The following is an 11939-nucleotide window of genomic DNA, read 5'->3' as shown; positions in this document are numbered from 1 at the left end:
GGACGTCGTCGGACGCCTTTGCGTCGTCGAACGTCTTGGCGCGAACGCCGACGCATAAGATGGTGACGCCGGGCGGCGTGTTTTAGTCCGTCGCCTCGCGATGTTTTTCGCGTCATCCCTGACAATTCGTCAGCGCAGGGGGGCCGCAGGCCGCTCGGGCGCCGCCGGGAAGACCAGACGCACCTGCGTGCCCTCCCCCGGCCGGCTGTCGAGGGCGATAGTGCCGTTCTGCCGCTTCATCAGCCCGTGCACGATGGCGAGCCCGGCCCCGCGCCCGGCCTCGCGGCTGGTGGCGAAGGGCGCGAGCGCCCGGGCCAGCATCTCCGGCGACATGCCGGCGCCGGTATCCGTGATGCGGATGCCGACGGCGCCGTCCTCCGGCCGCTGCACCGAGCGGTCGCCCGGCGCGATGCGGAAACTCTCGATCCGGATGGTGCCGCCGTCCGGCATCGCCTCGCAGGCGTTGGTGACCACGTGGCCGAGTGCCAGCTCGACCTGCAGCGGGTTGCTGATCGCCCGCGGCAGGCCGGGCGTGCCGGCAAGCTCCAAGCGCACCCCCACGGGCAGGCCGGGCCGCAGGCGCTCCACGGTTGCGGCCACGAGCGCGTCGAGGTCGATCGGGCGCACGTCGGGGGCGATCTTGCGCGAATAGGCCAGCAGCTGGCGCGTGAGCACGGCGGCGCGTTCGGTCGCGTCGGTGGAGCGGCTCATCGCCCGCTGGATGAACGGCTCCTGGCTGTCGCCGAGCCGGCGCTTCAGCCCGTCGATGTAGCCGATTAGGATCTGGAGGAAGTTGTTGAACTCGTGCGCGACGCTGTTGGTGAGCAACCCCAGGGCCTCGCGTTGGCGCGAGAGCACGAGGGCGCTCTCGGCGTCGCGCCGCCGGGTCACGTCGAAGACCTGGCCCAGCCGATAGGGGCTGCCAGAGACCGGGCGCAGCGTCACGCGCGCCCAGAAGGTGGTGCCGTCGCCCCGCGCCGCCAGGAACTCGGCGCCGTCGTCTAGGGCGCGCCGGTCGGCCGCCAGCAGCCGGACGTTGCGCCCGACCAGGGCCGCGGCCTCCAGGCCGGCGAGGTCCAGCAGGGCCGGGTTGGCGTGGACGATCGGCTCGTCCGGCCGGCGCGGGTCGGCGAGGAAGGCGGGCGCGGCGGCATCGAGCAGCGCGATCCAGCCGGCGTGCGGTGCCGGTTCGTTCAAGCCGTCCGCGTCGGGCTCTGCCATGCTCTCGTCCGGCCTCGCGAAGCCACGGCTCCGACCGCTCAGCGATAGCGACATCGGACCGGACGGCCAAGCCTGAAGCGGCGCCCCGGGGGTGAGGCGGTCACCGGATGGGTTCGTGTGCCGGCCTTTCACCTAGGTTGAATGAAAGAAGGCCTATCGACACGATCGCGTGATCCCGGGGCGCCGCAATCGAGCCCGGAACCCAGACCGTAGGTTGCGCTCGGTTGGGCGCCGTCGGCGCCTCTCGATCCCGGGCTCCGCTGCGCAGCCCCGGGACGACGGGGCGCGGGTGCGAGACGACGGAGCGAGGGTGGAAGCGAAACGCGAGAGCGCCCCCGACCCCCCTACTGCCGGATCCACATCACCCGGCCGATCCAGGCGATCTCGCCGACGTTCAGGGTGCGGTCGTCGTGCTCGGGGTTGAGCGAGGCGAGCTCGACGGTGCGTGCCGTGCGGCGGCGCAGCTCCTTGGCGATGACCTCGCCGGAATGCAGCCGCACCACCACGCGGTCGCCCTTGCGGACGCCGGCCGAGGGCGAGACGATCAGCACTTCGCCGTCGCGGAACAGCGGCAGCATCGACTCGCCCTGCACCTCCAGGGCGAAGGCGCGCTCCTCGCCGAGATCGGGAAACTCGATCTCCTCCCAGCCGGGGCCGCCGGTCGGCATGCCCTCGTCGGTGAACTGGCGGCCGGCGCCGGCCTGGGTCAGGCCGATCAGCGGCACGGTGGCGCGCGGCGGCCCCTCGCGGGCCTCGATCAACCTAAGGAAGTCATCGAGGCTGGCGCCGGTGGCGGCTAGGACCTTGGACACCGACTCGGTGGAGGGCCAGCGCTTGCGTCCGTCGACGCCGACGCGCTTGGACCGGTTGAAACTGGTGGCGTCGAGCCCGGAACGTCGGGCGAGGCCGGATGGGGAGAAGCCGTGCCGCTCGGCCAGACGGTCGATGGCATTCCAAATCTGCTCGTGGGACAGCATGCGGGACCAAGGCGAAGACGACCGCAGAGACGCACGGCCTAGTTGTAGGAAAGTAGAACTACGGATCAAGAAAGGCAATCGACCGAATGGCTAATCCACGCCTGCCGGAGGCCGTTACAACCGTCGGGATGGTTGCCGGACGGTTGCCAGGGAACCGCCCGGCGCCCTATCGACGGCGCATCGAAAAGCGGGTGCGCCGATGACGTCGATCTATAAGATCTGTCCCGAGAGGCTGTGGCGCGAGGCGGAAGCCCTCGGTCGCTTCGTCGGCGCCGAGATCGACCGGGCCGACGGTTTCATCCACTTTTCCACAGCCGAGCAGGTGGCCGAGACCGCGCGGCGGCATTTTTCCGGTCGCGACGGGCTCCTGCTCGTCGCCGTCGACGCCGAAGCGCTCGGTCCGGCGCTGCGCTACGAGCCTTCGCGCGGCGGCGACTTGTTTCCGCATCTCTACGGCGACCTGCCCCTCGACGCGGTGCGCCGCGTGAGCCCGATGCCGCTCGGGCCGGACGGCGCGCACGTGCTGCCGGCGGAGATCCCGGCATGATCGGCGCCCTATTTCCGCTGCTGCGCCCGGCGCTGCACGGCCTCGACGCCGAGCACGCGCACAACCTGACCGTTCGCGCGCTCAGCCTGATGCCGCCGCGCACGCCGCCCGCCGACGATTCCCGCCTCGCGGTCGAGGCGTTCGGCCGCCGGTTCCCGAACCCGGTCGGCCTGGCGGCGGGCTTCGACAAGGGCGCGCAGGCGGCCGACGCGCTGCTTGGCTTCGGCTTCGGCTTCGTCGAAGTCGGCGGCGTGGTGCCCAAGCCCCAGCCCGGCAACCCGCGCCCGCGGGTGTTCCGGCTTCCGCGGGACCGGGCGGTGATCAACCGCTTCGGCCTCAACAGCGCCGGCCTCGACGTGGTCGCCGACCGCCTGCGCGCGCGGGCCGGGCGGCCGGGAATCGTCGGGGTCAACATCGGCGCCAACAAGGAGGCCGTCGACCGGCTCGCCGACTACGTCGCCTGCACCGGGCGGCTCGCGCCGCTCGTGGACTTCGTCACCGTCAACGTCTCGTCGCCCAACACGCCGGGCCTGCGCGACCTGCAAGGCGAGGCCTTCCTCGACGACCTGCTCGCCCGGGTGGTCGCGACCCGCGACGCGGCCTCCGCCCGGATCGGATCGGAGAAGGCCGCGATCCTTCTGAAGATCGCCCCCGACGTCACCCTCGACGCCCTGGACGCGATCTGCGCCACGGCGGTTCGCCGCGGGGTGCAGGCGCTCGTCGTCTCGAACACCACGGTGGCGCGGCCGGCCTCCCTCGCCGAGACGGCGCTCGCGGGCGAGACCGGGGGCCTGTCCGGCCGGCCGCTGTTCTCGGCCTCGACGCGGATGCTGGCCGAGACCTACCTGCGCGTCGGCGACCGGCTGCCCCTGGTCGGCGTCGGCGGCGTCGACTCGGCCGAGACCGCTTGGACCAAGATCCGCGCCGGCGCGAGCCTGCTCCAGCTCTACTCGGCCCTCGTCTACGAAGGCCCCGGCCTCGTCGGCACCATCAAGCGCGGCCTGGTCGAGCGGATGCGGGCGGAAGAGCTGTCGAGCCTCGCCGACGTGGTCGGGCGCGACGCGAAGGCGCTGGCGCGGGAGGCGTGACGCGCTCTTTCCTCCCCCCTCTGCAGGGAATGAAAGAGGCGCGAGGTCGGGGGCCGCGGCGGAAAGTCAGCTCACCCCCGCCGTCGCGTTCCGACGAACACCGCGCCGGCGGCGGCGGCACCGAGCAGCAGCCACTTCACCGGCAGCAAAGCGGCGTGCTCGCTCGGGAGCGGCTCGGACACGAAGCGGCCTGGGGCGATCTCGACCCCCGGCTTCCCATACGCCCGCGCGTCGGCGATCTGGTTCGCGGTGACGGCCCAGCCGGCGTCGCGGGCATGATCGTTGGCCATCATCGCGACCCCGACGGCGCATCCGGCCGCCAACGCCGCGAAAACCCGAACCCGTGCCTGCATCGCGCGTCCTTTACCGCCCCCGGGAAACGAGAACCGTTAAAAATGCGCGCGTGCCGGACGCATGAGGGGGGTGCGCCGAGACACGATTGAGAAGCACCCGCGCGGTCTCTTATCTCGCAAGTGCGTGATCGCCACGCGCGAACCTCGATCCAGGCCTCGTCATGACCGATCCCGTCAGCACGCCCAAGCGTTCCTCGGCCGCCGGTGGCTGGGGCGCGCTGAAGAGCTGCGGCAAGCACCTCCTCGGCAGCCGCTCCCCGCTCTCGGGCGCCCGCGCCCTGCTGAAGGCGAACCAGCCGGACGGGTTCGACTGCCCCGGCTGCGCTTGGGGCGACCCGGAACACGGGTCGTCGTTCGAGTTCTGCGAGAACGGCGTGAAGGCGGTCTCGTGGGAGGCCACCGACAAGCGCACCCCGCCGAAGTTCTTCGCCCGCCACACCGTGAGCGAGCTGCGCGGCTGGAGCGACTACGCCCTCGAGGGCGAGGGCCGCCTCACCCACCCGATGCGCTACGACGCAGCCAGCGACCGCTACGTCGCGGTGTCGTGGGACGCGGCCTTCGCCGAGATCGGCGCGACGCTCCATGGCCTCGACCACCCGGACCAGGCCGAGTTCTACACCTCCGGCCGCGCCTCGAACGAGGCGGCCTACCTCTACCAGTTGTTCGCTCGCGCCTACGGCACCAACAACTTCCCCGACTGCTCGAACATGTGCCACGAGGCCAGCGGCATCGGCCTCGCGCACGCCATCGGCGTCGGCAAGGGCACGGTGCTGCTGGAGGATTTCGAGAAGGCGGACGCGATCTTCGTCGTCGGGCAGAACCCCGGCACCAATCACCCGCGCATGCTCGCCGACCTGCGCAAGGCCGCCGAGCGCGGCGCCAAGGTGGTGGTGTTCAACCCTGTGCGCGAGCGCGGGCTGGAGCGCTTCGCCGACCCGCAGAACACCGTCGAGATGCTGCGCGGCGCGAGCCGGCCGATCGCGAGCCACTACCTGCAGCCGCGGCTCGGCGGCGACATGGCCGCCTTCCGCGGCATCGCCAAGGCGGTCTTCGCCGCCGACGACGCGGCCCTCGCCGCCGGCCGTCCCTCGGTGCTCGACCGCGCCTTCCTGGCCAGCCACACCGAAGGGCTCGCCGCCTACCGCGCGGCGGTCGACGCGACCGGCTGGGACGCGATCGAGGACCAGTCCGGCCTGTCGCGCGCCATCCTCGAAGAGGTGGCGGAGATCTACATCACCTCGTCGAAGTCGATCGCGACCTGGGCGATGGGCGTGACGCAGCACCGCCACTCGGTGGCGACGGTGCGCGAGATCGCCAACCTGATGTTCTTGCGTGGCAACATCGGGCGGCCCGGCGCCGGCCTCTGCCCGGTGCGCGGCCACTCGAACGTCCAGGGCGACCGCACGGTCGGCATCAACGAGAAGCCGCCGGCCGCCTTCCTCGACGCGCTGGAGCGCGAGTTCGGCTTCGCCGCCCCGCGCCGGCACGGTCACAACGTGCTGGCCGCCATCGGCGCGATGCTCGACGGCACGGCGAAGGCCTTCATCGGGCTGGGCGGCAACTTCGCCCGCGCCACGCCGGACACGGCCCTGGTGGCCAAGGCGCTGGCCTCCTGCGAGCTCACCGTCCACATCGCGACGAAGCTGAACCACTCGCACCTCGTGCCGGGCCGGGTCGGCTACGTGCTGCCCTGCCTCGGGCGCACCGAGATCGACCGGAACGCCGCCGGCAAGACCCAGATCGTGACCGTCGAGGATTCGATGAGCATGGTCCACGGCTCGGGCGGCATCAACAAGCCGGCCTCGAAGGAGCTGCGCTCGGAGATCGCGATCATCGCGGGCATGGCGGCGGCCACCGTCGGCTCAGACCGGATCGACTGGGCGGCGATGGCCGAGGATTACGACCGCATCCGCGACCGGATCGAGCGCACGGTACCGGGGTTTGCCGGCTACAACGTCCGAGTCCGGCGCCCGCGCGGCTTCATGCTGCGCAACCTCGCCGCCGAGCGCGTGTTCGAGACCGCCACCGGCCGCGCGAACTTCTCGGCGGACGCGCTGCCCGCGGCCACCGAGCACCAAGTCGCAGCGGGGGGCGACAACACCTTCGTGCTGCAGACCTTCCGCAGCCACGACCAGTACAACACCACGATCTACGGCCTCGACGACCGCTACCGCGGCGTCTACGGCGAGCGCCGGGTGATCTTCTGCCACCCCGACGACCTCGTCACCCTGCGCCAAAGCTTCGGTGAGCGGGTCGACGTGGTCGGCCTGCACGCGGACGGTACGTCGCGCATCGCCGAGGATTTCCGCCTGGTGCCGTTCGACATGCCGCGCGGGAGCCTGGCCGGCTACTACCCCGAGCTCAACGTGCTGGTGCCGCTCTCGACCTTCGGCGCCGAGAGCGACACGCCGACCTCGAAATCGGTGCTGGTCACCGTGTGCCCGCGGACGGTGGCGGCCGCGGCGGCTTGAGCGCGGCCGACGACGCGAGCGCGGCCGACGAGACGGCGTTCCTCACGCTGGTCGAGGCGGTCGCGCGGCGGCGGCCCGGCCTCGAACCGATCGAGGCGGTCTTACTGGCGGCGGCCTTCGTCGGCGCGGTCGCCGACAGCCGCAGCCTCGCCAAGGCCTTCGACGTCGCCCACGCCCACGCCCTGCGCGCCGTCGCCGCCCTGGACGAGGCGGGCCTCGTCGCGGTCGGCCGGCGCGACGCCCGGTCGAGCCGCGCCCAGTATGCGCTGACCGAGGACGGCGCCGCCTTGGTCGCCGCCGCGGAGGCCGACCCGGCTTGACGCACGCTCCCGGGTCGACACGTCCGGTGGGCTGCGTTCGAAGAATTCGAGGGCTCGGGATGGAGACGATCCACCGCTCGGCCGCGGCCGGCTATGCCGCCCAGGCCGACACCTACGTCAGCGGCCGACCGGATTATCCGCCGGCGCTGGACGGCTGGCTGCGCGGCGACCTTCGGCTCGGTCCCGGGCGCACCGTGCTCGACCTCGGCGCGGGGACCGGCAAGTTCACCCCGCGCCTGACGGAGACCGGCGCCTGCGTCGTCGCCGTCGAGCCGGTCGCCGCCATGCGGGCGCGACTCATCCAGTGCAATCCCGGCGTCGAAGCGCATCCCGGCCATGCGGAGGCGATCCCGCTCGCCGACGGCGCGGTCGACGCGGTAGTCTGCGCGCAGTCCTTCCACTGGTTCGCCACAGCGGCGGCGCTCGCCGAGATCCGCCGCGTGCTGCGCCCCGGCGGCACGCTCGGGCTGGTCTGGAACGTGCGCGACGAATCCGTGCCCTGGGTCGCGGACCTGACGCGGATCGTCGACGCCTACGAGGACGACACGCCGCGCTATCGTACGGGAGCCTGGCGCGCGGCGTTCCCGGCCGCGGGCTTCGGGCCCCTGCACGAGCGGCGCCTGCCCCACCACCACGAAGGGCCGGCCGAGGACGTGGTCGTCGGCCGCGCGCTCTCGGTGAGCTTCATCGCCGCCCTGCCCACCGACGAAAGGGCGGCCGTGGCCGCCGCGGTGCGGGCGCTGATCGCCGCCACGCCGGAGCTCGCCGGGCGTGACAGCGTCCGCTACCCCTACGAGACGGTGGCGTTCCACTGCGCGGCGGCGGACCGGCCGGCGGCCGCGTGAACGGACGGGCCGTCGCCGGCCGTCGCCGTCAGGCCCCCGCGCGCCGGTTGCGGACGAGCGCGGCGAGCGCCGCCACGATGGTGGCGAACGTCGCCAGGAGCACGACCACGAGGGTGATGGTGCGGTTCACCAGGCGGTCGAGGCCGAGATCGGTGGTGACGAGGTCGGGGCGGGCCGGGTCGGCCATGACGCTGATGCTGTAATCGCCGAGGTGCACGCCCGTGAACACGTAGTTCACCCGGCGCGTCACCGCGCCCTTGGGCGTGGACAGGCTCAGGGTCGCGTCGCAGATGTGGACGACCAGCTTGGTGCTGCACCGCCCGTCGCTCACCCGCGCGTCGGGGACGGGTTGGGCCGCCTCGCGCACCTGCCAATCCGACAGCACCGCCGGCGCAGTATAGAGGGCGCAGGCCACCAGGACGCCGCACAAGCCGGCGACGCCGAGCAGGACCCAGAGGGTCTGTCGCCAGCCGCCGCTGGCCGGCGGCAGCCGCAGGGGGGCCTGCGAAGCGTTCGTGGCAGGGCCGGTCGAGGGGCCGGTGCGGTCGGGCGATGCGGTCATCGAGCCTCAAAGGGTCCGGGTTTCGGATCGGGCGGCTTCGGCCTGGGCCAGGAGGCGACGCGCCTGCGCCGCGACCTGGTAGCGGCCGAGCAGGTCGGCGAAGTCCTGCGGCGTCGTCCGGCGGGGCAGGCCGAGGGCGAAGGTGACGATGCGGCGCTTGGCGTCGAGCTTCACGCCGCGCCCGCCGGGCACGCGGACCGGGAACGGCGCCTCCGGCGGCAGCAGCAGGCGCGTGGCGATGCCGGTCTGGTTCACGCTGATGTCGAGGTCGGCGATCGCCTCCCAGGCGATAGACCGATCGAGCCCCGGCACCTCCAGCCCGTCGGGGCGCAGGATCAGGGTGACCCGCTCGCCGCGCCAGAGCCGGTAGCCGCCCAAAGCCCCGAGGATCGCGCCGAGCACGAGCACGACGACCGCGAAGTAGCCGGCCTCCCGCGCCGAGAGACTCGGGAAGCCGAAGATCGCGAGGCCGAGCGCCGCGAGGCCGAACAGGACGGCCGCGCCGACGAGCACGAAGGCGCCGGGGCGGCTGTTGTCGCGCAGCACCTGGTCCTCGGCGGCGACGCCTGCCGCCGCCGTCTCCAGGTCGGCCCGCACGGCCGCCTCGTGCTCGCGGACCACGCCGAGGAAGTCGGCCGTCGCCGCCCGGCACAGGCCGGCCGGGTTGGCGAAGTAGGCGCCGAGCTGGTTGAGGGCGTGCGCGGGCGGCGCCGTCGCGGCCAGGGCGAGCAGGTCGGGTCCGAGCGGCACGCCGAGCGCCGCCACGCGCTCGCGGGTCGGCGGGTGGGTGTCGGTCGGGTGGGCCTGCTCCGCCTCCAGGTGGGCGGCCGGGTCGTCGAGGCCCTGCGCGACCGCGCGGTCGAGCACGGCGGCGACGAGGTCTGAGGGCGCGGAAGCCGGCGCCTCGGCGGCGGCGTCCAGGGTCTCGGCGATGCGCGGCTGCACGGCACCGGTGCGCAGCAGCGCCCGCGCGGAGGCCTCGGCCGTGGTCAGGCCGGCGCCGGCAGCGTCCGCCGCGAACTCGCGCGCCCGGCTCCAATGGCGCACGGCGAGGTGGAAGCGCTCCATCACGAACACGCCGAGGCGCAACGACGGGCCGAGCAGGCCGAGCGAGCCCTGGTGGCCGGCCGCGACCGCGTCGAGGGAGCGCCCGACGCCGGCATAGATCGGCAGGAAGCGCTGGCTGTAGGCGGTGTCGCCGCCGGCATAGTGGGCGAGCTCGTGGCCGATGATCGCCGCGACCTCGTCGCCCCGCATCAGGGCGAGGTAGGGCAGCGGCAGGTAGAGGATCCGGCCGGCCAGGCGCTCGCCGCCGGGCTGCAACAAGGCGGGGCCGGCGCTGACGAAGAATCCACCGGTGAGGCCGACCACGACGGCTTCGGGCTTGAGCGCGCCGAGGCGGTCGGCAAGCCCCTCGGTGAGGCGCCACAGCCCCGGCGCCTCCGCGGCCGAGACCGGGCGGCCGAGGATCGGCAGCGGGTCGGGCTCGAAGGCGGCGAGCGCGCGGCGCAGGCCCCACAGGGTGCTCGCCGCCGCGATCACGGTCGCGCCGACCGCCACGGCGGCGACGCCGAGGAGCTTCAGCGCGCCGCCGTCGAAGCCGGACTGGGCGAGCATCCCCGCCTCGAAGATCACGGCGGCGACGAACCCGGCGGTGGCCGCCACGATCTGCAGCGCCAGCGCCGCCGGCAGGAGTTTGCGCACCAGGGAGAACCCGCCCACGAGCGCGTCGCGCGAGGTGCGCCCCACCAGCCCGAGGACGGCTCCGGCGAGCAGCACCAGGATCGAGAGCGCCGCCGCGAGCCCGCCGCCCACGACCACAACCGGCGGCAGGCTGCGGCGCCAATCCATTAGCGTGGTCATGGTCGCGACCTCGCCGCGCGCGTCGCGCGCCTTGTCCAGGGCGAGGGGGCCGCCGTAGGTCTGGCCGCCCTTGCGGAACTGCAGGGTGTAGTCGACGCGCCCGTCGCGCGGCGTCCGCGCCTCCAGGTCGGCGACGATCGCGGAGAGGTGGCGATGCTCGGCCGCGAACGCGGCCCAGTCGTCGTCGGCACGCCGGCCCTCCCAGAGGCCGAGCAGCATCACGAGGAACGGCAGCAGCACCGTGGCCGCCACGAGGCCCACCAGCGCGCGCAGGCGCCGTGGCGGGGGCGTGATCGTCGTCTGAGCGATGAGAACCTCCTTGTGGGAGACGAGGGACGAGGGCGCGCGCCGCAGCCGACGGCCATGACGGGACGAGGCCGAACGGCGCCCCCGCGCAACGCGCTTCCGACCGACCGGCCCTCGGCGCTACTGGCCCTTGTTGCTATTGCCCCTTGGCCTTGATCGCCTCGGACCACGTCACCGCGCGCTTGGCCATGCCGACGTGCTGGCGCTCGTACATGCGGTTCTCGACCTTGATCGCCGCGCGCTTGGCGTTCTCGGGCCGGTCGAAGGCTTCGAGCACGAGGCGGGCGCGGCGCACCTCCTCCTCGGTCGGGGCGAAGGAGGTGTTGGCCGGCTCGAGCTGGTTCGGGTGGATCAGCGTCTTGCCGTCGAAGCCGAGGTCGCGCGCCTGGCGGCACTCGGCGCGGCAGCCCTCGACGTCGCCGATGTCGTTCCAGACGCCGTCGAGGATCGCGAGCCCCGAGGCGCGGGCGGCGGCGAGGGTGAACATCATCCACGGCAGCATCGGCACGCGGCCGGGAACGAGCTGGGCCCAGGTGTCCTTGGCGAGGTCGTTGGTGCCGAGCACGAAACAGGTGAGCCGGGTACGCCGGTCGCGGCTGGCGCGGGCGATGTCCTGGATGTTCAGGATCGCGGCCGGCGTCTCGATCATCGCCCAGACGGCGATGCCGTCCGGCGCGTCGAGGGCTTCGAGGTGGTCGGCGATGCTCTCCAGCACGGCCGGCGAGGACACCTTCGGCATCAGGATCGCGTCGGGCCGCGCCTCGATCGCGGCGCGCAGGTCCTTCTCGCCCCACGGCGTCTGGGGGGCGTTGACGCGGATGATCAGCTCGCGGTCGCCGTATTCGCCGCTCTTGACCGCGGCGCAGACCTGCTCGCGGGCGAGGTCCTTCTCCTCCATGGAGACCGCATCCTCCAGGTCGAGGATCAGGCAGTCGGCCGGCAGGGTCTTGGCCTTGTCGAGCGCACGCTGGTTCGAGCCCGGCATGTAGAGGACGCTGCGGCGGAGGCGGAGATCGGACATTCGGCGAGTCACCCCGTAGAAAAGTGCGCGACCCTACCGCAATGCACTCGCCTTGCCAGGGGCCGCGGCGACGAAACTCCGAGATTCCGCCGCGATCGAAACCGGAGGCACCGTGCCGTCCGCGCAACGGCGGAGCCCCGCTTTGGTCACCTTCCGCGGCCAAGGGCGGGGAAACGCCACGGATTTCGAAGGTCTCCCCATGCTGCGACGCACGCTTTTCGGACTGATGCTGGCCTCCAGCCTCGCCCTGCCCGGCGCCGCCTCTGCCGCCAGCAACACGGTGGTCGGCGTCGGCTCCGGCGCGGTTGCGGGCGCCCTCGTCGGCGGCCCGATCGGGGCGGTGGCGGGCGCGGTGATCGGGGGCG

The 11939-nt window shown here is 73.0% G+C and carries 11 protein-coding genes; 5 read left to right on the top strand and 6 right to left on the bottom strand.

Annotated elements, in window-relative coordinates; genetic code table 11:
- Positions 1–129: 129 nt before the first annotated feature.
- Both FV229_RS02010 and FV229_RS02005 read right to left on the bottom strand, forming a co-directional pair.
- The gene (locus FV229_RS02010) at positions 130–1221 is read right to left on the bottom strand and encodes an ATP-binding protein (RefSeq protein WP_147750334.1); all 1092 of its coding nucleotides are present in this window, start codon (positions 1219–1221) and stop codon (positions 130–132) included.
- A 344-nt stretch (positions 1222–1565) separates the two neighbouring features.
- The gene (locus FV229_RS02005; RefSeq protein ID WP_147750333.1) at positions 1566–2198 is read right to left on the bottom strand and encodes a helix-turn-helix transcriptional regulator; all 633 of its coding nucleotides are present in this window, start codon (positions 2196–2198) and stop codon (positions 1566–1568) included.
- 199 nt (positions 2199–2397) lie between these two features.
- On the opposite strand from FV229_RS02005, the gene FV229_RS02000 reads away from it, so the two are divergent.
- Both FV229_RS02000 and FV229_RS01995 read left to right on the top strand, forming a co-directional pair.
- Complete coding sequence (locus FV229_RS02000; RefSeq protein WP_147750332.1) at positions 2398–2745, top strand: DUF952 domain-containing protein; 348 nt, start codon at positions 2398–2400, stop codon at positions 2743–2745.
- Complete coding sequence (locus FV229_RS01995; RefSeq protein ID WP_147750331.1) at positions 2742–3833, top strand: quinone-dependent dihydroorotate dehydrogenase; 1092 nt, start codon at positions 2742–2744, stop codon at positions 3831–3833. The genes FV229_RS02000 and FV229_RS01995 overlap by 4 nt, the downstream gene beginning before the upstream one ends.
- A 71-nt stretch (positions 3834–3904) precedes the next feature.
- Here FV229_RS01995 and FV229_RS01990 read toward each other — a convergent pair whose 3' ends face one another.
- Positions 3905–4186: a hypothetical protein gene (locus FV229_RS01990; protein ID WP_147750330.1), complete on the bottom strand. Its 282-nt coding sequence runs from the start codon at positions 4184–4186 to the stop codon at positions 3905–3907.
- A 161-nt stretch (positions 4187–4347) separates the two neighbouring features.
- Between FV229_RS01990 and FV229_RS01985 the strand changes: the two genes are divergently transcribed.
- From FV229_RS01985 to FV229_RS01980, 3 genes are read left to right on the top strand one after another with little or no spacing between them, the layout of a single operon-like run.
- Complete coding sequence (locus FV229_RS01985; RefSeq protein WP_147750329.1) at positions 4348–6657, top strand: FdhF/YdeP family oxidoreductase; 2310 nt, start codon at positions 4348–4350, stop codon at positions 6655–6657.
- Positions 6654–6977 (top strand): hypothetical protein, encoded by a 324-nt coding sequence (locus FV229_RS27185; RefSeq protein ID WP_187275033.1) that lies wholly within the window; start codon positions 6654–6656, stop codon positions 6975–6977. Before FV229_RS01985 ends, FV229_RS27185 begins: the two co-directional genes overlap by 4 nt.
- 59 nt (positions 6978–7036) lie before the next feature.
- The gene (locus tag FV229_RS01980; protein ID WP_147750387.1) at positions 7037–7822 is read left to right on the top strand and encodes a class I SAM-dependent methyltransferase; all 786 of its coding nucleotides are present in this window, start codon (positions 7037–7039) and stop codon (positions 7820–7822) included.
- A gap of 28 nt (positions 7823–7850) precedes the next feature.
- Here FV229_RS01980 and FV229_RS01975 read toward each other — a convergent pair whose 3' ends face one another.
- The 3 genes from FV229_RS01975 to FV229_RS01965 all read right to left on the bottom strand — a co-directional run bounded on the left by FV229_RS01975 (position 7851) and on the right by FV229_RS01965 (position 11574).
- Entirely contained in the window at positions 7851–8384 is a 534-nt protein-coding gene (locus FV229_RS01975) for a hypothetical protein (RefSeq protein ID WP_246688016.1), read from the bottom strand.
- 6 nt (positions 8385–8390) lie between these two features.
- Entirely contained in the window at positions 8391–10487 is a 2097-nt protein-coding gene (locus FV229_RS01970) for a M48 family metallopeptidase (RefSeq protein ID WP_147750385.1), read from the bottom strand.
- 202 nt (positions 10488–10689) lie between these two features.
- The gene (locus FV229_RS01965) at positions 10690–11574 is read right to left on the bottom strand and encodes a CoA ester lyase (protein WP_147750328.1); all 885 of its coding nucleotides are present in this window, start codon (positions 11572–11574) and stop codon (positions 10690–10692) included.
- Positions 11575–11939 lie beyond the last annotated feature (365 nt).

Origin of the sequence: Methylobacterium sp. WL120 (assembly GCF_008039465.1) — a bacterium.
Taxonomy (GTDB): Bacteria; Pseudomonadota; Alphaproteobacteria; order Rhizobiales; family Beijerinckiaceae; genus Methylobacterium; species Methylobacterium cerastii.
This window is presented reverse-complemented; position numbering and strand designations above follow the sequence as displayed.

Coding starts and splice junctions, on each gene's coding strand:
- FV229_RS02000 (WP_147750332.1), top strand. CDS start 2,398: ATGACGTCGATCTATAAGATCTGTCCCGAGAGGCTGTGGCGCGAGGCG.
- FV229_RS01985 (WP_147750329.1), top strand. CDS start 4,348: ATGACCGATCCCGTCAGCACGCCCAAGCGTTCCTCGGCCGCCGGTGGC.
- FV229_RS01995 (WP_147750331.1), top strand. CDS start 2,742: ATGATCGGCGCCCTATTTCCGCTGCTGCGCCCGGCGCTGCACGGCCTC.
- FV229_RS01965 (WP_147750328.1), bottom strand. CDS start 11,574: ATGTCCGATCTCCGCCTCCGCCGCAGCGTCCTCTACATGCCGGGCTCG.
- FV229_RS01975 (WP_246688016.1), bottom strand. CDS start 8,384: ATGACCGCATCGCCCGACCGCACCGGCCCCTCGACCGGCCCTGCCACG.
- FV229_RS02010 (WP_147750334.1), bottom strand. CDS start 1,221: ATGGCAGAGCCCGACGCGGACGGCTTGAACGAACCGGCACCGCACGCC.
- FV229_RS02005 (WP_147750333.1), bottom strand. CDS start 2,198: ATGCTGTCCCACGAGCAGATTTGGAATGCCATCGACCGTCTGGCCGAG.
- FV229_RS01990 (WP_147750330.1), bottom strand. CDS start 4,186: ATGCAGGCACGGGTTCGGGTTTTCGCGGCGTTGGCGGCCGGATGCGCC.
- FV229_RS01980 (WP_147750387.1), top strand. CDS start 7,037: ATGGAGACGATCCACCGCTCGGCCGCGGCCGGCTATGCCGCCCAGGCC.